The following is a 21,160-nucleotide window of genomic DNA, read 5'->3' as shown; positions in this document are numbered from 1 at the left end:
CTACTCCAAATGCAAATAGACACGCCGGTTTTGACGGCCTTTCTTTTCGATCTTGCCAATACGCACCCTGCCAATTTCGCTGGTATTGGCAACATGTGTGCCACCGCACGGCTGTAAGTCAGCCGTCTCTGCGCCAACCCCGATCCGGATCAGCCTTATTTTCCCGCTACCGCGTGGTGGCTGAACAGACATGGTTTTGACCAAATCGGGTTGCGCATCCAAGTCCGCATCGGTGATCCATTCCGCGCGGATATCCATGTCGCATCCAATCAGACGGTTCAGATCGTGTTCCAGCGCGTCCTTATCCGCGGGCGCGTCGGGCATGTCGAAATCAAGCCGCCCCTTGTCCATGGCGATCGCGCCCCCGGACACTGGCAGCGGAATGACAACAGAAAGCAGATGCAGCGCCGTATGGACGCGCATGTGACGATAGCGGCGATCCCAGTTGATCGATTGAAGGACATTCGCGCCGACCGGCGGCAACGCTGACGGCTCTGATGGCAGCAACACCACAGTGTCCCCTGCACCCTTTACCGCTGTCGCGATTTCCAGACGACCACCATCCCAAGTCAGCATTCCGCTATCCCCGGGCTGACCCCCGGATGTCGGATAAAAAACGGTCCGATCGACGACGATCCCGCCTTCTGACGTGATCTCGACAACCCTGCCCTTTGCTTCACGCAAATAATCGTCGTCGCGGAAAAGTAGCTCTGTCATATGGTCCCTTTGTTCAGCACTTCTGGGTTACGCAGCCAAATGTCGCGCTGTGCAAAGGGAATTTCAATGCCCTCTTCGGCGAACTTCTTTGCGATCGCGTGGTTCATTTCAGACTTTGTGGCCATGACAAAGTTCACATCCCGCAAAATCGCGCGAATTTCGAAATTCAGTGAATCGGCACCAAAACCCACAAACAGAACACCCGGCGGTGGTGTCATAATCACAAGCGGATGCGCCTCGGCGATTTCACGTAAAATTTCGGAAACCCGGTCGGTGTCCGTCCCATAGGCAACCCCGACGGGCACAATCACGCGACCGACCAAATTCCCGCGCGTCCAGTTTGTAACCTGTCCACTGACAAGATCCGCGTTCGGTATAATCACATCGGTCCGGTCAAAGGTTTCAATCCGCGTCGATCGTACCGAAATGGACCGCACAAACCCCATTTGACCGCCGACTTCGATCCAGTCACCTTCGCTAACCGGTCGTTCAATCAGCAAAATAATCCCCGACACAAAGTTGGAGACGATGTTTTGTAGGCCAAAACCGATGCCCACCGACAGTGCACCGGCTACAATCGCAAGGTTCGAAAGGTCAATCCCGGCGCTCGTGATCGCGATGATTGCCGCCAAAATGATCCCGACATACCCAAACCCCGCAACCACGGCGTTTTGGCCACCAAGGTCAAGCCGGGTGCGCGGCAGAACGGTTTTGCGCAATGATCCCTGAATAAACCGGGTCAGCAAATAACCAAGAGCAAAGACCAGCGCAAATGTGACGAAATCGGTTGGTGAAATCCGGCTTTCACCAACCGCAAAACCTTCGCGAAATTTGGTCCAGACCTCAAGCAAATCATCAACCCGGGCGCCCCAAATCAGCGCAAAAATCGGCAGACTGATCAAATAAAGAACCAGGCTGACAACCACAGGTAACAGTGCAAACACCCCGGTCTTCGTGCCGTTGTCATCATCATCGCGGCTAAGGTCATGCACCAACCGTTGTAACACCAAAACGACGCCCACAACGCCAAGCGAATAGAGTGTCGGCACCATAATACCGCGGCCCGCAGCGCCATAACCAATCGCGCCCAGCAGCGGCGCCACCAAGGCCACCACAACGCAGACTTTCCCCAGTACGCTCCGGACACGTCCGATCGACACGTTCACGTTTTCACGCGGCTCTGGCTTGGTGCCGATCACCAGCCCTAAGCGCCACAGCAGAATACCAAGAATAAAAATAAGCGGCCATTCAACCGCAGCCCGCGCGCCATCTGTCAGGTCAACATTGGACAGCGCGGCTTCGATGAATGTACTGATCGCCAATACCCATGCGATCGACAGCCCTGCAACCCGCCCCTCGCTTCGGGTGTCGGCATCGTATCCCAAATAGCCAACATCGGAACCGGACGGAAAGATGTTGCGTGTCAGCCACCAGCCTCCCAAGATAATCGACCCTGCCTTTGGGATTGCCTCGATGACACTGCGGCCCAGAACGCCGACAATATTGGGAACAAGCAAACCCTGCGTGATCATAAACAGGCCAACAACCGGCACCACAATCTGGATCACCGAGACCATGAATACCCACAGCGGCTGGATCTTTCCGTCACGGTGCGCGATTCTGGCACGCCACGCGGTGATCCACCGCCGTAACAGGCCAATCATACCAATACCCAAAATCAGCAATATGCCTGCGCGCGGAAGCGTGGCGTTCAGATTGCCGTTATTGACCTGCGCACGAAACCCTGCAGCGGTTTCGACAACCAGCAACTGTGTCGCTTTCCACATGCCATCTGCGGCCTCAAGGAAATATGTCGGCCAAAGTGGGGACACACCGCGCACCAAAAGCGCATCGGCCTGACGTTGCAGCACGATCGCGTCGAATTCGCCGATCAAACCGTTCGCGCGCGCATACGATTCTTGCGCCAACAGCCGTGGCGCGATGAGGTTTTGCCGCTGGGCCGTCAGATCTTCGCGGCGGGCGGCAACCACAGATGGTTCCTCGCCGTTTTCGGGAACCGGACCTAATGCGGCGAACTGCGCGTCTATCGTGGCAATCCGCCCTTCATTGACATGTGTCCCCGCCAGAAAAACATCGCGCCACGCCACTAATTCGGCACGGATGCGCGTGATCGCAAAAAGAGATACCTCTGCACGTCCGGCAAGCGCTTCTGCGCGGGTCGCGACACGATCCCAATCGGCCTCTGCCGCGGTTGGTACATCAGCTGTTTCCTGGGCCCAAGAGGCCGCTGGATAGGCCACCGACATCCAGACGATGACCGCCGCGAAAAAGAACCGTCGGATCATGCGTCCGCCAGAACCGATGGCAGGTCGACGACACGCTCGATCCAGTCTGGTACGGGCAGTCCCTTTTCGCGCAGAAAGTCAGGGTTATACAGCTTGGATTGATAGCGCGTACCATAGTCACACAGCACCGTCACAATCGTGTGGCCGGGGCCCATGTCTTGTGCCATGCGTATTGCGCCACCGATGTTTACGCCTGTTGACCCGCCCATGCACAAACCTTCGTTTTTCAGCAAATCAAACACAAGAGGAATGGCCTCTTGATCACTGATATTATAGCAAAAATCAGGCTTGAGACCTTCAAGGTTTTTTGTGATTCGCGCCTGCCCGATCCCTTCGGAAATGGACGCGCCTTCCATCTTGAGTTCACCAGTGGTGTAATAGGAATAGAGCGCTGCGCCATCGGGATCTGCCAGACCAATCTTGACGCCCTTGGGCTGAAGCGCCATTGCGACCCCCGCCAAAGTTCCCCCAGACCCACACGCACAGATAAACCCGTCGACCTTGCCATCGGTCTGCGCCCAGATTTCAGGCCCGGTGGTTTCGATATGCGCTTGACGGTTGGCGACATTGTCAAACTGGTTCGCCCATACGGCCCCGTTTGGCAGTGTTTTGTTCAGCTCAATCGCCAGCCGTTCCGAATACCGGACAAAATTGTTCGGGTTGCGGTAAGGTGCGGCAGGCACTTCGACAAGCTGCGCACCGGCCAGCCGCAGCATGTCTTTCTTTTCCTGGCTTTGGGTTTCCGGAATAACAATGACCGTCTTGAACCCCATCGAGGCCCCGACCAATGCCAACCCGATACCGGTATTCCCGGCAGTCCCTTCGACGATGGTTCCACCCGGTTTCAGATCACCGCGCGCGATCGCGTCTTTAATCATATACAGCGCGGCGCGGTCTTTCACCGACTGTCCGGGGTTCAAAAATTCGGCTTTGCCTAAAATCGTGCATCCAGTTGCCTCTGAAGCAGCCCGGAGTTTGATCAGTGGCGTGTTGCCAACAGCTTCGGCAAGGTCATTACGGATGGTCATTGCGGCGCCTTTCATTACGTTCCACCTGTGTAGAACTCTGGCCCCGCGAACTCAAGCCGTGGTGCGCAACCGATCACGGTGTCGTGCCAGCCAGTTCAGCATAAGCAGAAGCGGCCCCACCTGAATTTCACCGCTGTCGGCAAGCGCCATCGCCCGTTCAAACGGGATCGGGTGCAGGCGTATATCTTCGCCCTCGCTCTCTAGACCACCCAAATATGTATCGTCCATCGGCAGGTCACAAAGGCCGATATAGGTATAAAAATAATCCGTAGTCGCCCCAGGTGACGCATAAAACTCTGCGACCGGCTCCAACCGGGTGACGGTCAGCGCCGCCTCCTCTGCTGCTTCGCGGTGCGCCGCCTGATCAGGTGTCTCGCCCGCGTCGATTATTCCCGCGATCGGCTCCAGCATCCACGGGTTGGGATCACGGCGCACGGTCGGACCAATACGCACCTGTTCAACCAGCAGGACTTTGTCGCGCGCCGGATCGTATGGCAGCACAAACGCCGCATCAACCGCGATAAAAACTTCGCGATTCAATGTTTTTGATCGCGCACCGCGAAACATTTTGTGATGCACATCGATATTTTGCATCCGGTAAAACTCGCCAACGGGCGCACGGGACGACACGATGGTCATATCGTCCGGCATCGCGTTATGCCGTACCGTGGCAGGCGCAACACGCACACGATACTTTGCCCAAGCCCGCGATTCAATCATTGGCCACATCCGCCGAAGCGCCACTGGTGTCGGCAGTGGTTCATGCGAAAATACTTCGTCTGCGGCCAATAGCGCGGGTGCCAACGATGCGTCTTCCCACGCGGCCAAAGACCATGCAGCATCCGCGGCAGCCAGTCCCTTTTGTGGGACATAGCAACTTACCTGTGCAGATCCTGCATCCAGCAGCACATGAACCGCGTCAGGCGCGTATCCAAAAACGCTCTCGTACAGGTCGACGCGCGCCACCTGCGCTGCGTTCATCCCGCGCCACACGATGCCAGAGACAGAGCTGCCAACATTTTTATCGATAAAGGGAACGCCCGCACCTTGCGCCAGATAGCGTGCGTAACCTTGCAACGTCGCATGTTGCGGCGCCCCGATTTTACCACCCGCAACGGCCTGAAACAATCGCGGCGACATCAAGGTGCCATAGACAAAAATGTCCATTATCTACGGATACCGCTTTGCGAAATATTCCGCCGCAAGCGCGCAAACGACGCCACCAATCAACACGGTCGCAATAAAACCTGCATCAAGAAAGTAAGCAGCCCGCTCTGCCATCAGGGAAAATGTATCGATCAGCGCTTCCATCGGTCCACCGTAAAGGTGCCGCATCGCATTTTTCATCATCTGTACAAATGAAATCGTGAACAGAACCCAAAACGAAAACGCCGCAGCAACCGTTAGGCCATGCCCGATAGCGGCGTTATATCCTTTGCCGCTACGGCGCCCAAAAACTTGCCAGCCTTGGAATAGACCCAGTCCCGCGCAAAGCGGAACAAGATAGCTGGGTGCATTCGCCTCTGGGAAGAAAGGCACCGATATGCCCGCGATATACCAACCATAGAGTGCGAAAAATACAGCGCCAGCGAGGCGTCCAGCAGTGGGCATCAGATCAGATCCTTGGATAGGATGCGGCCCAGTCGCGCGCGGGCGATGGTCGCAAATAGCAGCAATAGTTGACGTATAGTTTCTGACAAGGTTGCGCGACACGCAAGAGGTCAGCGCGAAGTTCTGTTTTGTCAGTGAACCCGAACGTCATGTGATGCGAAAGCCAGCGTCACTGGCAAGCGATCCAACCAAAAATTTTGACATATTTGTAAATAATATCAGTAATTTACAATATGATTCTCATAAATTAAGTTAGCTATCCCCTTCACATGCGACCTGTTGCGCCTTTGCCCTGCTGCACACTATTTTTGTGCCTCATATGCTGCCAACGCGCGCGCGCGCCCTTCGGCCATGGACACCACAGGGTTCGGATATGTCGCATCGGCGGAGAGTTTCCAGTGCAGCGGCACCATCTCAAAATAGCTGCACGCGTCAGGGGTCGGCGTGTTGGTTGTCTCTGCAATCCAGTGATCAACATATATACTTTGGGGGTCGAACTTCTCGCGTTGCGTGACCGCATTGAAAACCCGGAAATAGGGCGCCGCATCTGGACCGGTGCCCGCAACCCATTGCCATCCCATGGCATTGCTACAAGGGTCCCAATCGATCAGGCAATCTGCAAACCAATCCATGCCGACCTTCCAATGGGTCAAAAGATGCTTTGTCAGATAGGACGCGACGATCATGCGCGCGCGGTTGTGCATCGTGCCCGTGACGTACATCTCGCGCATCGCGGCATCGACAAAGGGGATGCCAGTGCGCCCTTGTTTCCACGCGATCACCTCTGGGGTGTCCGCAGTATTCCATGGAAAGTCGTCCCATCCCGGCTTCCAGTTTTCGGTTAACAATTGGGGCGTGTGATGCGCCAGATGATACGCAAATTCGCGCCAAACCAATTCGCGCAGAAATGTCTCTGCCCCACCTGCGCCGTCATGCAATGCGCGCCATCCTGCGTGCCAACACTGGCGTGGACTAATTTCTCCATAGGTCAGATTTTCCGAAAGCCGCGAGGTCGCATCACTGCCGGGGATATTGCGGTGCCGTGCATAGTCGTCAATTTTTTCGTCAATAAACTGCGAGAGCCGATCTAACGCCGCGGTTTCGCCGACGCAAAAATGGCGCTGCAAAACATCTGCGCCGCGCCGCATATCGGCATCCAACCGCCAATCTGACAAATTGTCAGACTGCGGCCACGTCGTGGGGGTTGGAATACGGTCTGGCGCAGGCAAACACGACCCCACATCCCGATCACGGACTGCCTTCCACATTGGCGTGAATACTTTGTAATACCCGCCCGCTTTCGTATCGACCGTCCAAGGTTCAAACAGAATATGCCCGGCAAAGCTTTTGACGGTGATACCGTCATCTGTCAGGGCCGCTTTGATCCCGGTGTCACGTGCCTTGTGTTGGGGATCGTATAATCGCGACCAATAGATTGCCCCGGCCCCCGTTTGCGCAATCAGCTCTCGCAAGACAGTCAACGCGTCCCCTTGGCGCAAGATCAACCGGCTGCCCCGACCCGCAAGCAATTGTGCAAAATCATCGACACTCGCACCCAGACGCATCTTTGCCGCGGCACCCAGTCCCCCTAGCAAATCGTCGCAAATAAATACGGGGATGACCGGCCGTCCCGTGGCACAGGCAGCCGTTAACGCCGCATGGTCGGCAAGGCGCAAATCGCGGCGAAACCACATCAAAATCGGGGATTGGGTCATTGGTGTCTCCTGATGCTCTGTCCCAATCTAGCGCCCATGACCACAAGTCAATGCAGCCCTTAGATTGCGTTTACATCAACGACAACACGGCCCTTGACCTGCCCCTTTAGAATCTGTTGCCCCAGCGCCGGCAGTTCCGACAGTTTGGCGGTTTGGATCATTGCGTCGAGCTGAGCCATTGGCAAATCTTTGGCGATCCGGCCCCATGCGCGCAGTCGGTTGTCAAACGGCTGCATCACACTGTCGATGCCCAACAAATTCACGCCGCGTAAAAGAAACGGGACAACGGTTGCAGGCAATCCTGCGCCGCCAGCAAGGCCCACCGCGGCCACCGATGCACCGTACTGCATCTGTCCCAGAACCCGCGCCAACATCGCACCGCCCACGGCATCGACGCAGCCCCCCCAGGTTTCGGCCTCGAGCGGACGCTTTGTGGTTTCATTCAAATCCTCACGTGCGACAATTTCGGTCGCGCCTAACGATCGCAGGTAATCAGCCGTTTCCGGGCGTCCCGTTACCGCAGCAACCTTGTACCCCAGATGGGCCAAAATTGCGGTTGCGACCGACCCAACGCCACCCGCAGCACCCGTCACCAACACCGGTCCATCTTTGATCCCGTGATCCTCAAGCGCCATAACCGCCAGCATCGCGGTCAATCCCGCAGTCCCGACAGCCATCGCACGACGCAAATCCAGACCCTCTGGCAGAGGCACCAACCAATCCGCTTTGACGCGCGCTTTTTGGGCGTAGCCGCCCCAGTGCGCTTCGCCAACGCGCCACCCCGTCAGGACAACCTTGTCACCCGGCGCATAGCGCGGATCGTCGGACGCCTCGACTGTGCCTGCAAAATCGATCCCCGGCACATGTGGATAGTTGCGCACCAGCCCGCCCCCTGGTCCGATGCACAGTCCGTCTTTGTAATTGACGGTCGAATACGCGACGGACACAGTCACATCACCTGCGGGCAATTGATCCATCCCGATTTGCTGCACCGTTGCAGTGGTCGTACCGTCCGCGTCTTTTTCGACGATCAAAGCGTTAAACATCATATCCTCCCTAGGTTCGCCATAACTGGATCAGCTTTCGGGCAGAAACGGAAGGTCTGTATCGCCCAGTTTATATCCTGCTGCCGTCATCATCGCGTGAACCTGTCCGCGGTGGTGGGTCTGGTGGTTGAACAGTTGCATCACACACATCGCCATCGGTTTTTCAAAGTGACGCTGCAACGACCCGGAATACCACGACAAATTTCCGACCAAATCAATCGCATGTACCCGATCAGCCCACAGCGCGATCCGGGCGTCCATCCGGAATCTTTCGGCGGCCCAAACCGCGGGTGTTTGCGTAAATGTGGTGCTGTCCCCTACCGTCAGCGCGGTGCCAGGACCACCATCAAAGCGACTGATCCATAACGTGTCAGCCCACAGCAAATGGTTCAGCGTCCCCAGAATACTGCCAAAAAACGCCCCGCGGTCAGCGGTCAGCTCCGCCGCAGTCATGACGGCAACAATATCACGCAACCCATTGTTTTGCCAACGATTATACGCGGCCATAGTACGGCAGTATTCGGGGGTGATCATGCCCAGTATCCTTTTTTGATCCCAGCGAGCCTAATGCGACCACGTTGCCAGCCCAAACACAACACGGCAACGCTATTTTTTAACGCTTTTGCGGTTTTTTGTGCCAAGGTTTACAGCACATGGCGATGTCACGAACAGGTGCGAATATCCCTCTTGTCGCTCAGGTATGCCCCACCTAATCTAACTTCTAATGTATCATCGGGAGAACGATTCATGAAATTTGGTAAACTATTGGGCGCAGCCTCTTTGACTGCGATGGCTACAGCTGCATTTGCGCAAGACGCCGATCTGTTGGTGTTTGATTATTCGGGCTTCGAAGACCCGGCATTTCACAGCACCTATATTGCAAAAAACGGGGATAACCCCAGCTTTGCATTTTTTGGCGACGAAGACGAAGCGTTTCAAAAGCTGCGCTCTGGCTTTCAGGCAGATGTTTCACACATCTGTGCGGGCTCTGTCACCAAATGGACCGAAAGCGGCATCATCGAACCGTGGGATACCACAAAGATTACGGCCTATGCCGATTTGGACCGTAACCTGACAGGTACGGATGTCGGCGCGGCCGATTCCATCTATTTCATCCCAACCGATTTCGGCTCGACGGCAATCGCATATAACCCGGAAGAAGTCCCCGCAGAGGACGTTGCCAGCCTGCAGGTATTTAAAAACCCTGCCTATGCCGGCCGACTGACCCTTCCTGACAACACAGACGACGCCTATGCGCTGGCGTATCTTGCAACAGGTGTGGCCAACTGGACCGAGGCCACGGACGAACAATTCGAAGCCGCGTCAAACTGGCTTCGTGAAGTGCACCCAAATCTGCGCACGTATTGGACCGACCCGGCAGAGTTGGCACAGCTGATGTCATCCGGCGAAATTCTGATCAGCTGGGCGTGGAACGAAACATTCCCGGCCATGGTCGAAGAAGGCCGCCCGATCGCGTTCCAACGTGAAGCCGCCGAAGGATCGTCGCTGTGGTTGTGCGGTTATGTGAACCTGAAAGATGGCCCCGGCGTCGAAGACAAGGGCTATGATTTCCTGAACGCGATGCTGGACGAATCGTCGGTCGTTCCACTGCTGGACGCCGGATACGGGTCCGCCAACGCAGTCGCGCTTGCGAGCCAAGTCAGCGAAGATGATCTGGTCGCCTCGGGCCTTGGTGCGATTGACGTCCCGGTGCTGGCGCAGCTTCCCATGAGCAATGAGATGCGCGAACGTCAGGCAGAAACGTTTGAATTGATCAAAGCCGGCTTCTGATCAGGGCGACACGCACGAAACAGGCGGCGCAGCGATGCGCCGCTTTTTTTGTGGGACGCACACTGATCGACCGCGCCCTGCGACGCAATCACCACTGTACAATTTCGCAGCAACACGGCAATCACACCTTATGAAGACAGTCGGCGACACTTTGCAACATCGTGCCAGACGCGCGTTCGCGTGGCGCATTTGGGTTGCCTGTGTCGCGATCGTTGCGCTTTTGATGGTCGGGCTTGGGCATAATCGCCCTGCCCTACAGCAAGACGCCCAAGCAACGGCGTATGTTCTCGCGGGGGGCAGTTGGGATGATCTTTGCGGTCAACCGGGTGATCCGCGGCACGTGGACAGCACAGCGTGCCAAGCCTGCCTGATCTCACATAGCTGCTTGCTCGACGCGCCGTTACAGTCAGCGCTGCGCGTGGCCACCAATTCGACACGGGTCTGGCCACGTCAGCACACAAACCATGATCTTTCTCAGCTGGACTGGGCCTATGCGCCGCGTGCGCCGCCGTTGGCCTAGGCAATCCGACCCAACAGCAAATTTCTGGCCCCTGCGCCAAACCAATGAGAAAGACATACAATGAAACTGACAAAATCGGCTTGCGCCATCCTTTTGACACTGGGCGCGTCCGCTGCCCACGCCGAGAGCATCATCAGCATCACCCATACACGCGCCTTTGAAACCGCAGCGACAGCCATGTCTGGCGGCGGCTTCCTAGAGATCACAAACACCGGGGACACCGACGACACCCTGGTGGGTATTGTCGCGGACTTTCCCAGCACCCAGCTTCACACGACGGAATTCAATGATGGGATCGCCAGCATGAAACATGTGGACGGCATTTCCATTCCTGCAGGCCAAACCGTGACGCTAGAGCCCGGCGGTTATCATATCATGTTTATGGGATTAAAAGGTGACCCCTTCGAGATAGGCGAAACGATCCCGGCGACGCTGGTCTTCGAACATGCCGGTGACATTGACGTGTCTTTCGATGTGGTTGCCCGCGAAATGGCCCATACGAATTAAACCCAATCTGCGGGTCTCTTTGGATAAAAGAGACCCCAACACAGGAGAAAGCCATGAAAGCAATTGTTTTTGGCGCCACGACGCTTCTCGCCGCGGGGACATTGGGACTTTATACGTGGTCAACGATGCAACCCGACACACCCGCGCCCTGTGGGGATACAGCGATTGCTGGCGGGGCGATCGGGGGTCCGTTCGAACTGATGTCCGAAACCGGAGAGACCGTCACCGAAACGGACGTGATTACGAAACCGACGCTGGTCTACTTTGGTTATACCTTCTGCCCTGATGTGTGCCCGCTTGACAGTGCGCGCAATGCGCAAGCGGCCTATCTGCTAGCTGATCGCGGTTACGACGTTGGAACCGTCTTTATTTCAATCGACCCTGACCGCGACACGCCCGAGGTTGTTCGCGATTTCACAGATAACTTTCACGAGGATATGCTGGGGCTCACTGGCACGCCCGATCAGGTAAAGGCAGCGTCGCAGACCTACCGGACCTATTACCGTAAGCAAGAAGACGGCGATCCGGACTACTATCTGGTGGACCACTCTGTGCAGACCTATTTGATGTTCCCGAACACTGGAATGGCCACGTTTTTCAAGCGCGAACACACCCCGGAACAAATCGCCGATATCACGTCCTGCTTTATCGACCGTCAGGCTTAAAATAGCCCTGCCTTTCGATCCAAGGCCCGTTTAGGTCTGTGCCCCCGGCCGCGGCGTTGTCGTCATACACGGTGGCTGGGGCGCAGACAAACTTGCGACGGTTCGGCGCAGATTTCAAAAACGATATAAAAAAGAGGCGCAACCTGCGCCCCCTTTTCGTCGTGCTTCGGTTACTTTAGCGGTACAGGTATGATCCGGTACTTCCAGATGACGCGACACCAAAATCGGTTAGCTCATAGGCGGGCTGACGGGCACTGCCACAAGCTTTGATATCCATGTCACCACCCAGGGGAAATGACCCGCGCGACTCGATATAAATTCCTGATCCGTTCAATGACCCGCCAATGTTCATCCGTGGGCCAGCCGCGACAACACCGCTCGCCTGGTTGCCAAAGTTCACTGAACCTTCCTTGCTGAACAGGTAGACAGTATAGTTCTGTGACGCACATACATCTGGATTCCCCCAAACAGCCGCCTGACTACCGCCGGTGTCCCTTCTGCCAAAGAAATACACTTTATCAAATGTTGTCCCTCCGCCGCCACCAACGTTGATCGCGTCATTTGAAATGATCACAACGTTGCTGAAGCTAGATCCGGACGCAATATTCACACCGCCATTCACGACATAAATGTGGTTTTCCTGGATAACGGGCTTGTTCCAGCCAAAGTCAGTTGTCATCGCGTTCCAGTAACCGTCGACCCGCACAATCGGTAGGGCCCCATTTTCAAAGAAAAATGACGGCAAAAGCTCACCTTCATATGTTTCGTCGCCGCTTGACCACAGTGCAGCCCAAAGGTCATCGTACATGCTGTCAAGTTTGGGCAGCAAACTTGCTTGCATGCTACGTTCTACCATCAACTGCTTCCGGTCCAGATCAGCAGGTTCATAAGAGGTGCCAAGATATATCTTATCGATATTCGGTGACGAAAAACGGACCTCGGGGTTCAGTATTTCGTCGCCACCGCTATGCACGTAGTAGCCGCTTGTACCGGTACCATTCCCATGCATACACACCGCACCGTCAAGAGAGTACCCGCCCCCTGCTGATACCGACGCCTCCGAGAAGAACACGGCATCTTCACAACCGGCAACGCCCCCGCCATTCATGTTCAACTGCGCCGCGGCGACTGACGTCGCTGTCACGTCCAATGTGTCAAAGCCAACCAGTTTCAAAAGATAGGTCGGCACGGCATTTGCGCGCTGCTTTGTCCTCATGGCGTCAACCGCAACCGCAGAAATCGTCCCGTCGTTGTCCGCCCCTTCGACAAATTCAAAGGACACCAGATCGACATGACCAAAGTGAATATCGTCGGCTTCAATTGCATATAGGGTGGGAAGGTTTCTGTTCGCGACCTCAAGCGCGATGGTGCGCGCATTTGCCAGATCATCAAGGTTTGCAGCACCCGCCAAAGCAGCGGCATCAGTCGCGATCTGCATTTGGGTTCGCACACGCCACCCGTTCGCCTGATCAAGCGCGAGGCCCAGAATGACGGCTGTCGCAATAAAGAAGAACAACCCCAATACAGTGGCAGACCCGGTTTCGTCGCCGCGGAAACGCTGAACGCGTGTTGTCATATCAAGATTCTGCATTTTCTACCCACATAGATACTTCGGCACTCAGGTTACCATTTACAAAAAATCCGCTGATACGCGTAATTTCATCGAATGGCACAGTGATTGACGTCTTCACATAGCCATCGGCAATCGCCACATCAGCAATCAAGGTCGGGATGTTGAAACGGGCGAATAATTCGTCTTCCGCTTCTTCCTCGTTTTTTTGACCCAAGGCTACTTGGCGTGAGGCGTCCCGCGCCGCGTTATATAAATTTTGTTGCTCGTGCATCAGAAGGGTTGCGTCTGTGGTCATCGTCAGAAAAAACACCATGACAGGAACCCAAATCAGAAATTCGACACTTGAACTTCCGTCCTCACTTTTTCGAAAACGCCTTACTAAATCGTTACAGTTTTTCATTCGAATGCATCCCGTTTAAACTTCCCCAAATTCTCCCTCGCTAAAAATTGTGGCGCCTATTTGTTCGACTCCGCCTGAATCCCCAATTGTTTTGTGTTTTTTTTGTGTCTCATACCCGCAGACGCCGATAATGACGCACGGGTGACACCATTGTTGATTAAACCAACGTTAACTCCGAAACCCAGACACATGAAAAATTGATGTGATGTCCGTTTGTTTGGGGTGAAACACCAGAAAAATAACGGCTTTAAACGCAGGCGTTCAAAACGAAAATGCAACCGAAGCATCGACAGACACTGCATCAGATTGACCGTCAACGACGGCAACGGCCGCGCTGATGCCGCGCCCCATGTCGTAGCTGGCCCCTAGTCCAAATTGCGCGTCAGTGTCATCGGTGTATCGCGCAACCCCGCTAAGCGAGAGATCATCCCCCACCTGCGCCAACACAAAAATCTCGGCGGTCAGGCCGGCATCATTGGCGGTTGCATCAAAAACCCCGACGCCAAATTTCCCCCAGTCACGTTCATTGCGAAGCTGCGCCTTAGCATTCCAGTCAAGGTCGCCATATTGCGCAACAGCTTCGACCCCAACGTCAAGCAACCAATCGCCGCGCGCCATGCGCCCACCTGCCCCAAAGACCGTCACATCATAATCGGGGACACCATGCAGCGACATGGCGATCTGGGAGGTTTTATTTTGCAACCGATAGACCGCACCATAGGGCAAAAAATCGGGTTCCGTCATTGTGCCATCAGTTGCACGACTACGGCTGGCGCCGATATTTTCAAGCGCGAGGCGGGGCATGAGCTGTGTCAACGCTGACGGGGCAAACCGGTCATATGCGGGGCGTGGAAAGCCGAATTCCAACACATTGGCGCCTTGCTTCCATGTCAGTGCCGCATAAGTTTCGTGCAACCGCCCGACAACGCCAAACATCCCCACGTCAACACCATAGGTTTCGCCGTGCAGTGACAAAGTGAAATCACCAAACACGTAACCGGTCGTGAGAGAAGTGTTATCCAGATAGCCCAACATCACTTGGCCAGAGGCGGCGCCTTGCGCGACCGAACCTTGCGGAAACAGCATGGCCCCAACGCATAGTCCAGCAAAGAAACGAGATGCAAAATCCATTGCGACTGCCCCAAAAGTTTTGGGCGCAATAGCGCTGATGATAGGGATTGGCCAGACATGACGTCACTGTCACGCTATATGACCACAGTTTTAGGCGATGGCCCCTTGCACGTCAGCGGTACGCGCCCTATCTGTGTCATGTCCTTCGGGACTATGGACATAAACGCGCTTGTAATAAGCGGATCGGACCCGGGGGCGGTACCCGGCGTCTCCACCAAAAATCCTTCTTTGGGGATCATGGGGACGAAATAGGATCGACGAACGTCTAAAGAGGTATGCTTTGTCTCGGTGAGTTACCACCGTTATCGGTACAAAAAAGCTAGTTGCAAATGACAACAAAGCACCGATGGCTCTCGCAGCGTAAGCTGTGCGAAATATCGAAAACTTAAGCCCTATGGTTTTGCGACCATAGGCGGGGTTCGCAGGTACCTGGCAACAGAAACCTGCACTTTCCCTCTTTCCAAATTCGCGCATGCTAGGATAGCGTTGTTCATCACACTTTGCATGGAGCGCATGATGCGTGCTTACCTTTCCTTCGCGTTAACGACACTTCTTGCCGGCGGCACGCCGCTGCTTGCCCAAGAGGCCGATGATTATCCCAAACTCGGCCCGAACGCGGTCGCGATCACGCAAGACAACACCTATCTGCGCGCAAATGATGCGCCCGATTATTGGGCGTTTTCATCGTTCGTTAAACCTCAGTTCACCACATCGGCGTGTTCGATCGCCGCTGTCACTGCTGCGTTGAACGGGATCATGGGCCAACCCGAATGGGCGTCTGAAACCATTATGACGCAGCAGGCATTGCTGGAACTGACCGGAAATGCCGACTGGGCCACCCTATCTGCCGAAGGCGGGGACGGCGTGACGTTTCAACAACTGGTCGACTTCACGACCCAGGCGGTTTCGGCCGTCGGGCTTGGTCGTTCGGTCATGCAGTTCAACCCCACACTGGTGTCTGACTTGGCGCGCACACGATTGGTCGACATGCTGATTGAAAACGAAGCCAGTTCCGACAATGCAATCTTGGTCTATTTCAATCAGGGGGTTGTGACAGATGACTGGGACGGTCCCCATGTTGCGCTGGTGGGTGCCTATGACGCCGAACAAGAACGCGTGCTGATTTTAGAAGTCGATCAGGAATGGTATATTCCCTATTGGACCTCGGTCGACACCCTTCTTGACGCCATTGTCAAACCAACATCCGCCGAGCATGGCCCGCTGGAAGGCGAGACAGGTGGTTTTGTCATGATCCGCGCCGCCAGCTAAAGCTTGCAAAATATACCACGGGCGAGGAAACTAAGGCATGCATTTCCTCGCCCCTTTGTATTTGTTGCTATGCGCCACAGGCGTGTCGGCTTGCGATGTTGCTTTGGCGCTAACAATTGATGTGTCCAATTCAGTCGATGTCGCCGAATACCGGCTGCAAACCGACGGAACGGTCAGCGCGCTGCGCGACCCCGATATTGTCGCCGCAATGGTCAAAGGTAACGCGGCAATTGCCGTGATGCAGTGGTCCGGCGCTGACAAGCAAGACCTGTCGGTCGGGTGGACACATATCCACACAGCGATAGATGCCGAACGCCTTGCCCTACGCGTGCAACAGATGGAACGGGCCTTTGTGCTGTCAGACACAGCACCCGCAGAGGCAATTTATTACGCGCTCGACATTTTACGCGCGGCCCCTGCCTGTGACCGCCGCGTGATTGACATATCTGGCGATGGCACACCCAATGGCGGCAGTGATGTCAGCCGCGCCCGCGCAGCCGCGCAACGCGCAGGGGTCACCATCAACGCGATCGCGATTGAATCGATGGGGATGGCGATCACAAACTTTTATGCAGATTCAGTGATCACCCGCGACGGGTTCGTCGTAACCGCGCGCGCGCATCGCAACTATCCCGAAGCCATTCGCGCAAAGATCCTGCGCGAACTTACCAAGGTTATGGGCTAGCTTGACGCATCAACAAAAACGCGGCAAAACCCTGCAAAGGGGCCGGCGAGCGTCCTGTAAGGCATCGGTTCAAGGTTCGCATCCACTGAAACGCTCAGAAAGGATGCTCTCATGCTCGGAAATAAAGTGGCAGCAGAAATTTTGTTGCGTCTGATCGGCGCACCGACGTGCCCTGGCATTGATGTCACCATTCATAACAAATGTCGCGCGGGCGTGCTGAACTATGGCGCGCTTTTTCGCTGGGCACGCGATGGTCGAAACAAAGACCATTATTGGCCAGCGGGGGCATAAGCATGGATGATATTGTCCGCGTATTTGGCCGTATCGGGCTGCTGTCGTTTGGTGGACCCGCCGCCCAGATTGCCCTGATGCACAAAGAATTGGTCGAGACCCGCGACTGGATGACCGAAGACGAATTCTTGCGCGCCCTGTCGTTTTGCATGCTGTTACCCGGGCCAGAGGCAATGCAATTGGCGACCTATGCAGGATGGAAACGTCAGGGCGTCATGGGCGGATTAATCGCTGGCGGCTTGTTTGTTTTGCCGGGGGCGTTGGTTATTATGGCCTTGGCACTGGCTTATGGAACATATGGATCACTGCCGGCTGTGCAGGCCGCCTTTTTGGGGATCAAGGCCTGCGTGGTTGTGATCGTGATCGCGGCACTGATCAAAATCAGCAAACGCGCGCTGCAACGCAGATCGCACATCTATTTTGCAATTGGCGCATTTATCGCACTGTTTGCATTTGCCGCCCCGTTTCCGTTGGTGGTTCTGGTCTGCGGCGTCGTTGGCGCGGCAATGACCACGCCAACACCTCATCAGACGGCAATCAAACCTGTCGACTTTCAGGGCACGCTGCGAACATTGATCGTTGGTGGGGTCCTATGGGTGCTTCCCATCGCTGTCGTCGGCTATGTCGACCAGTCGTTTTTGTTGGCGCTCGGCATTTTCTTTTCCAAACTCGCGGTCGTTACCTTTGGGGGGGCCTATGCGGTGCTGGCCTATATGACCCAGCAGGTGGTGGTTGACCATCAGTGGTTGACCACAGCACAAATGATGGACGCATTGGGGCTTGCTGAAACGACACCCGGGCCACTCATCCTGGTTACGCAGTTTGTGGGGATGCTGGCGGGGATGGCCAAGGGTGGCGCGGGGCTTGCGATTTTGGCGGGGCTATTGACGCTGTGGGTGACGTTTGTCCCCTGTTTTATATGGATATTCGCGGGCGCACCTTTGATCGAGCAGCTTGACGGATGGCCGCGGCTGCGGGGTGCATTGGCGGGCATCACGGCAGCAGTCGTGGGTGTTATCGCCAACTTGTCGCTTTGGTTCGCGGTGCATGTGTTTTTCAGCAAAACCGGCGTCGTCGATTGGGGGCCGCTGCACATTGTTTGGCCGTCTGTGTTGACGTTGCAGCCTTTGGCGGTGTGTCTTGCGGTGTTGAGTGGTTTGCTCCTATTGCGCTACAAATGGGCATTGGGGTATGTTTTATTCACATCTGCAGGCACTAGTCTGATGATTTATGCGGCGGGTGCGGCAATCGCATAACGCCCCTTTTCACCCCGCGAAAACACCGTATGCTGGCCCCAAGAACGAAGGGGATATCGCTGTGAAACGTACCATCGACTATGGAAACCTGATGCACCGCGCCATGCGCGGGCTTATCCAGAATGTGCTGATTGAAATTGCCAAGGATGGACTGCCCGGCGAACATCATTTTTTTGTAACGTTTGATACCAATCACCCCGGCGTCGAAATCGCGGATTGGTTGTCAGACCGGTACCCGGGCGATATGACGATTGTCATCCAGCATTGGTTTGCGGACCTTGATGTCACCGACGAAGGTTTTGGAATCACACTGAATTTTGGCGACAGCCCCGAACGGCTGGTCATTCCTTACGATGCCATCCGCACATTTGTTGATCCGTCCGTGGAATTTGGCCTGCGCTTTGAAAGCCCCGATACCGACGAAGACGAATCCGTTCTTGACGTCCCAGAGGCCCCGATGGACGAAATGGTTGAACCCGCCCCGACCGAGCGTAAAGAAGCCGAAGTGGTTAGCTTGGATAAATTTCGCAAGTAACCGTTCATCTTGCGATATGGCGTGCCGCAGCTTAAACCCCAGTTTGAAAGCATTTCAAAAGGGGTAAAGACATGACCGCCACACGTACCGAAACAGATAGCTTTGGACCGCTCGAGGTCCCATCCGATCGTTATTGGGGTGCCCAGACCCAGCGCTCTATAATGAATTTTCCGATTGGTTGGGAAAAGCAACCTGTTGCAATCGTGCGCGCACTTGGCGTCATTAAACAAGCTTGCGCCATCGCGAACAAAGAGCGCGGCAAGCTTGACGCAGCCAAAGCGGACGCCATCATCGCCGCTGCCGCCGAAGTCGTGTCTGGCAAACTGGATGACCACTTTCCGCTTGTCGTCTGGCAAACCGGGTCGGGTACCCAGTCAAACATGAATGCCAACGAGGTGATCAGCAACCGTGCCATCGAAATGCTGGGTGGCGTGATCGGATCCAAAGATCCCATTCACCCCAACGATCATTGCAACATGGGTCAGTCATCAAACGACACGTTCCCAACCGCGATGCATATCGCCGTCGCCACAACTGCCCGCGATGTGACCATCCCCGGCCTTGAAAAACTGCATAAGGCGCTGGTCGCCAAGCAAGAAGAATTTGCCGACATTATCAAGATCGGCCGCACCCATACGATGGACGCGACACCACTCACTTTGGGTCAGGAATTTAGCGGCTATGCGCATCAGGTTGCCATGGGGCTGCGCCGGATCAAAGCCGCCCTGCCCGCGATTTACGAACTGGCACAAGGTGGCACCGCTGTGGGAACGGGCCTTAGCACCCCCAAAGGCTGGGGCGAAACCGTGGCCGCCCATATGGCAGATATCACCGGCATGCCCTTTGTTACGGCCCCGAACAAATTCGAAGCCCTGGCAGCCCACGACGCGTTGGTGGAAATGTCAGGCGCGCTGAAAACCGTGGCGGGCAGTCTTTATAAAATCGCGTGTGACATCCGGATGCTGGGATCAGGCCCCCGCTGCGGTCTGGGTGAACTGATGCTGCCCGAGAACGAACCGGGGTCGTCGATTATGCCCGGCAAGGTCAACCCGACGCAGGTAGAGGCCATCACCCAAGTTTGCGCACACGTCATGGGGAATGACGCCGCTGTTGGCTTTGCAGGGTCACAGGGCCATTTCGAGCTGAACGTGATGAAGCCAATGATGGCCTATAACGTGTTGCAATCCATGCAGCTTTTGGGTGACGCATCAGGCGCGTTTACCGATAACTGCGTTGTCGGCATCAAGGCAGACCGTGCGCGCATTGAAAAGCTGATGCGCGAAAGCCTGATGCTGGTGACGGCGCTTGCCCCGACGATTGGCTACGACAACGCGACAACCGTCGCCAAGACCGCGCATAAAAACGGAACCACATTAAAAGAAGAAGCGATTGCGCTTGGTTTCGTGGATGAGGCCACGTTTGACAAGGTCGTGCGCCCCGAAGATATGATTGGCCCTAAGTGAAGCCGATCAACCTTAATCAGGCCCGCAAGGCGCAAACCCGCGCCGAGGCCAAAGCCAAAGCGGACGCAAACGCCGTCCGCTTTGGTCGCACCAAGGCCGAAAGGCTTTTGGATGCGGCGCAACAAAAACAAATCAGTGACCGGCTGTCGCAGCACAAGTTTGAAGATGAATAAACACGCGCGCCCTGTCAAAAGATCACTAACCCTGCGAGGGCATCGCACCAGCGTGTCGCTTGAGGATATTTTTTGGGATCAGTTTCGCCGCATCGCAGATATAGATGGCAAAACAATCAACGGTCTGGCCGTTGAAATTGACGAAGGCCGAGGAGACATCGGTCTCGCATCGGCCCTGCGGGTATACGTGTTAGAACGGGCGCTTGCCCGTCAGGATTAATCTTTGGAGTAGAGCGCGCCGCGAAGGTTTCCCAATTGTGCGCGGTCTTCTTTTTCGCTCTCGTTCAGCTTGCGCGGGTTCACAGCGACCTCGGGGCGAGCGCCCTTCGAAAACATTTTGGCAACTTGCTCGGCTGACAGCTGCTTTTCAGCAGTAGGCGATTTTACCACGGCTTTGCTCTTGCGACCAAAAAGTCCGCCTAAACCTTTTTTGGACGAGCCTGGGAGCGCAATAGTCATTGATGTGCCTCGCTACTGA

Annotated in this window: 23 protein-coding genes and 1 other RNA gene; 12 read left to right on the top strand and 12 right to left on the bottom strand. The window is 55.5% G+C overall.

Going from position 1 to position 21,160, the window contains the following annotated elements:
* The 8 genes from ACXJGX_RS14305 to ACXJGX_RS14270 form a co-directional block, all read right to left on the bottom strand.
* Positions 1-717 carry an alanyl-tRNA editing protein gene (locus ACXJGX_RS14305; protein WP_474782840.1) on the bottom strand — a complete coding sequence of 239 codons (717 nt, stop codon included), beginning with the start codon at positions 715-717 and terminating at the stop codon, positions 1-3.
* Positions 714-3,023: a mechanosensitive ion channel family protein gene (locus tag ACXJGX_RS14300; protein WP_474782838.1), complete on the bottom strand. Its 2,310-nt coding sequence runs from the start codon at positions 3,021-3,023 to the stop codon at positions 714-716. The genes ACXJGX_RS14305 and ACXJGX_RS14300 overlap by 4 nt, the downstream gene beginning before the upstream one ends.
* Positions 3,020-4,051, bottom strand: a complete 1,032-nt coding sequence (locus tag ACXJGX_RS14295) for a cysteine synthase A (protein ID WP_474782836.1) — start codon at positions 4,049-4,051, stop codon at positions 3,020-3,022. Before ACXJGX_RS14295 ends, ACXJGX_RS14300 begins: the two co-directional genes overlap by 4 nt.
* A 51-nt stretch (positions 4,052-4,102) precedes the next feature.
* Positions 4,103-5,218, bottom strand: a complete 1,116-nt coding sequence (locus tag ACXJGX_RS14290; protein WP_474782834.1) for a gamma-glutamylcyclotransferase — start codon at positions 5,216-5,218, stop codon at positions 4,103-4,105.
* Positions 5,219-5,221: 3 nt separating this feature from the next.
* The gene (locus tag ACXJGX_RS14285) at positions 5,222-5,662 is read right to left on the bottom strand and encodes a TrgA family protein (RefSeq protein ID WP_474782832.1); all 441 of its coding nucleotides are present in this window, start codon (positions 5,660-5,662) and stop codon (positions 5,222-5,224) included.
* Positions 5,663-5,964: 302 nt separating this feature from the next.
* Positions 5,965-7,377 carry a cryptochrome/photolyase family protein gene (locus tag ACXJGX_RS14280; protein WP_474782830.1) on the bottom strand — a complete coding sequence of 471 codons (1,413 nt, stop codon included), beginning with the start codon at positions 7,375-7,377 and terminating at the stop codon, positions 5,965-5,967.
* Positions 7,378-7,436: 59 nt separating this feature from the next.
* Positions 7,437-8,423 (bottom strand): acryloyl-CoA reductase, encoded by a 987-nt coding sequence (acuI, locus tag ACXJGX_RS14275; protein WP_474782890.1) that lies wholly within the window; start codon positions 8,421-8,423, stop codon positions 7,437-7,439.
* Positions 8,424-8,453: 30 nt separating this feature from the next.
* Positions 8,454-8,957: a DinB family protein gene (locus tag ACXJGX_RS14270; RefSeq protein WP_474782828.1), complete on the bottom strand. Its 504-nt coding sequence runs from the start codon at positions 8,955-8,957 to the stop codon at positions 8,454-8,456.
* 213 nt (positions 8,958-9,170) lie between these two features.
* Between ACXJGX_RS14270 and ACXJGX_RS14265 the strand changes: the two genes are divergently transcribed.
* The 4 genes from ACXJGX_RS14265 to ACXJGX_RS14250 all read left to right on the top strand — a co-directional run bounded on the left by ACXJGX_RS14265 (position 9,171) and on the right by ACXJGX_RS14250 (position 11,906).
* Positions 9,171-10,214, top strand: a complete 1,044-nt coding sequence (locus ACXJGX_RS14265; RefSeq protein WP_474782826.1) for an ABC transporter substrate-binding protein — start codon at positions 9,171-9,173, stop codon at positions 10,212-10,214.
* Positions 10,215-10,344: 130 nt separating this feature from the next.
* Complete coding sequence (locus tag ACXJGX_RS14260) at positions 10,345-10,734, top strand: hypothetical protein (protein ID WP_474782824.1); 390 nt, start codon at positions 10,345-10,347, stop codon at positions 10,732-10,734.
* A 60-nt stretch (positions 10,735-10,794) separates the two neighbouring features.
* A complete protein-coding gene (locus tag ACXJGX_RS14255; protein ID WP_474782822.1) occupies positions 10,795-11,241 on the top strand; it encodes a copper chaperone PCu(A)C in 447 nt (148 codons plus the stop codon).
* A 53-nt stretch (positions 11,242-11,294) separates the two neighbouring features.
* Positions 11,295-11,906 (top strand): SCO family protein, encoded by a 612-nt coding sequence (locus ACXJGX_RS14250; RefSeq protein WP_474782820.1) that lies wholly within the window; start codon positions 11,295-11,297, stop codon positions 11,904-11,906.
* A gap of 175 nt (positions 11,907-12,081) precedes the next feature.
* On the opposite strand, the gene ACXJGX_RS14245 is transcribed toward ACXJGX_RS14250, so the two are convergent.
* The 3 genes from ACXJGX_RS14245 to ACXJGX_RS14235 all read right to left on the bottom strand — a co-directional run bounded on the left by ACXJGX_RS14245 (position 12,082) and on the right by ACXJGX_RS14235 (position 15,010).
* The gene (locus tag ACXJGX_RS14245) at positions 12,082-13,482 is read right to left on the bottom strand and encodes a pilus assembly protein TadG-related protein (RefSeq protein ID WP_474782818.1); all 1,401 of its coding nucleotides are present in this window, start codon (positions 13,480-13,482) and stop codon (positions 12,082-12,084) included.
* 1 nt (position 13,483) lies between these two features.
* Positions 13,484-13,879 (bottom strand): TadE/TadG family type IV pilus assembly protein, encoded by a 396-nt coding sequence (locus ACXJGX_RS14240; RefSeq protein ID WP_474782816.1) that lies wholly within the window; start codon positions 13,877-13,879, stop codon positions 13,484-13,486.
* A 261-nt stretch (positions 13,880-14,140) separates the two neighbouring features.
* Positions 14,141-15,010, bottom strand: a complete 870-nt coding sequence (locus ACXJGX_RS14235; RefSeq protein WP_474782814.1) for a hypothetical protein — start codon at positions 15,008-15,010, stop codon at positions 14,141-14,143.
* A 101-nt stretch (positions 15,011-15,111) separates the two neighbouring features.
* Here ACXJGX_RS14235 and ssrA point away from each other — a divergent pair.
* The 8 genes from ssrA (at position 15,112) to ACXJGX_RS14195 (ending at position 20,902) form a co-directional block, all read left to right on the top strand.
* Positions 15,112-15,460, top strand: a transfer-messenger RNA (tmRNA) gene (gene ssrA, locus ACXJGX_RS14230).
* 63 nt (positions 15,461-15,523) lie between these two features.
* On the top strand, positions 15,524-16,279 hold the full coding sequence (locus ACXJGX_RS14225; RefSeq protein WP_474782812.1) for a phytochelatin synthase family protein: 756 nt from the start codon (positions 15,524-15,526) through the stop codon (positions 16,277-16,279).
* A 37-nt stretch (positions 16,280-16,316) separates the two neighbouring features.
* A complete protein-coding gene (locus tag ACXJGX_RS14220) occupies positions 16,317-16,964 on the top strand; it encodes a DUF1194 domain-containing protein (protein WP_474782810.1) in 648 nt (215 codons plus the stop codon).
* Between the two features lie 293 nt (positions 16,965-17,257).
* Positions 17,258-18,511: a chromate efflux transporter gene (gene chrA / locus ACXJGX_RS14215; protein ID WP_474782808.1), complete on the top strand. Its 1,254-nt coding sequence runs from the start codon at positions 17,258-17,260 to the stop codon at positions 18,509-18,511.
* A gap of 61 nt (positions 18,512-18,572) precedes the next feature.
* A complete protein-coding gene (locus ACXJGX_RS14210) occupies positions 18,573-19,046 on the top strand; it encodes an SspB family protein (protein WP_474782806.1) in 474 nt (157 codons plus the stop codon).
* Between the two features lie 71 nt (positions 19,047-19,117).
* A complete protein-coding gene (gene fumC, locus ACXJGX_RS14205) occupies positions 19,118-20,509 on the top strand; it encodes a class II fumarate hydratase (RefSeq protein WP_474782804.1) in 1,392 nt (463 codons plus the stop codon).
* Positions 20,506-20,682 (top strand): DUF4169 family protein, encoded by a 177-nt coding sequence (locus tag ACXJGX_RS14200; RefSeq protein ID WP_474782802.1) that lies wholly within the window; start codon positions 20,506-20,508, stop codon positions 20,680-20,682. Before fumC ends, ACXJGX_RS14200 begins: the two co-directional genes overlap by 4 nt.
* On the top strand, positions 20,675-20,902 hold the full coding sequence (locus ACXJGX_RS14195; RefSeq protein ID WP_474782800.1) for a ribbon-helix-helix domain-containing protein: 228 nt from the start codon (positions 20,675-20,677) through the stop codon (positions 20,900-20,902). Before ACXJGX_RS14200 ends, ACXJGX_RS14195 begins: the two co-directional genes overlap by 8 nt.
* Here ACXJGX_RS14195 and ACXJGX_RS14190 read toward each other — a convergent pair.
* On the bottom strand, positions 20,899-21,141 hold the full coding sequence (locus tag ACXJGX_RS14190; RefSeq protein WP_474782798.1) for a hypothetical protein: 243 nt from the start codon (positions 21,139-21,141) through the stop codon (positions 20,899-20,901). The two genes, ACXJGX_RS14195 and ACXJGX_RS14190, sit on opposite strands and share 4 nt — an antisense overlap.
* Positions 21,142-21,160: the final 19 nt, after the last annotated feature.

This window comes from Yoonia sp. SWMV100 (assembly GCF_056108365.1).
The sequence above is the reverse complement of the archived record's forward strand: the minus strand, read 5'-3'. Positions and strand labels throughout refer to the sequence as shown.

Coding starts and splice junctions, on each gene's coding strand:
- ACXJGX_RS14305 (WP_474782840.1), bottom strand. CDS start 717: ATGACAGAGCTACTTTTCCGCGACGACGATTATTTGCGTGAAGCAAAG.
- ACXJGX_RS14300 (WP_474782838.1), bottom strand. CDS start 3,023: ATGATCCGACGGTTCTTTTTCGCGGCGGTCATCGTCTGGATGTCGGTG.
- ACXJGX_RS14295 (WP_474782836.1), bottom strand. CDS start 4,051: ATGACCATCCGTAATGACCTTGCCGAAGCTGTTGGCAACACGCCACTG.
- ACXJGX_RS14290 (WP_474782834.1), bottom strand. CDS start 5,218: ATGGACATTTTTGTCTATGGCACCTTGATGTCGCCGCGATTGTTTCAG.
- ACXJGX_RS14285 (WP_474782832.1), bottom strand. CDS start 5,662: ATGCCCACTGCTGGACGCCTCGCTGGCGCTGTATTTTTCGCACTCTAT.
- ACXJGX_RS14280 (WP_474782830.1), bottom strand. CDS start 7,377: ATGACCCAATCCCCGATTTTGATGTGGTTTCGCCGCGATTTGCGCCTT.
- acuI (WP_474782890.1), bottom strand. CDS start 8,423: ATGTTTAACGCTTTGATCGTCGAAAAAGACGCGGACGGTACGACCACT.
- ACXJGX_RS14270 (WP_474782828.1), bottom strand. CDS start 8,957: ATGATCACCCCCGAATACTGCCGTACTATGGCCGCGTATAATCGTTGG.
- ACXJGX_RS14265 (WP_474782826.1), top strand. CDS start 9,171: ATGAAATTTGGTAAACTATTGGGCGCAGCCTCTTTGACTGCGATGGCT.
- ACXJGX_RS14260 (WP_474782824.1), top strand. CDS start 10,345: ATGAAGACAGTCGGCGACACTTTGCAACATCGTGCCAGACGCGCGTTC.
- ACXJGX_RS14255 (WP_474782822.1), top strand. CDS start 10,795: ATGAAACTGACAAAATCGGCTTGCGCCATCCTTTTGACACTGGGCGCG.
- ACXJGX_RS14250 (WP_474782820.1), top strand. CDS start 11,295: ATGAAAGCAATTGTTTTTGGCGCCACGACGCTTCTCGCCGCGGGGACA.
- ACXJGX_RS14245 (WP_474782818.1), bottom strand. CDS start 13,482: ATGACAACACGCGTTCAGCGTTTCCGCGGCGACGAAACCGGGTCTGCC.
- ACXJGX_RS14240 (WP_474782816.1), bottom strand. CDS start 13,879: ATGAAAAACTGTAACGATTTAGTAAGGCGTTTTCGAAAAAGTGAGGAC.
- ACXJGX_RS14235 (WP_474782814.1), bottom strand. CDS start 15,010: ATGGATTTTGCATCTCGTTTCTTTGCTGGACTATGCGTTGGGGCCATG.
- ACXJGX_RS14225 (WP_474782812.1), top strand. CDS start 15,524: ATGATGCGTGCTTACCTTTCCTTCGCGTTAACGACACTTCTTGCCGGC.
- ACXJGX_RS14220 (WP_474782810.1), top strand. CDS start 16,317: ATGCATTTCCTCGCCCCTTTGTATTTGTTGCTATGCGCCACAGGCGTG.
- chrA (WP_474782808.1), top strand. CDS start 17,258: ATGGATGATATTGTCCGCGTATTTGGCCGTATCGGGCTGCTGTCGTTT.
- fumC (WP_474782804.1), top strand. CDS start 19,118: ATGACCGCCACACGTACCGAAACAGATAGCTTTGGACCGCTCGAGGTC.
- ACXJGX_RS14195 (WP_474782800.1), top strand. CDS start 20,675: ATGAATAAACACGCGCGCCCTGTCAAAAGATCACTAACCCTGCGAGGG.
- ACXJGX_RS14190 (WP_474782798.1), bottom strand. CDS start 21,141: ATGACTATTGCGCTCCCAGGCTCGTCCAAAAAAGGTTTAGGCGGACTT.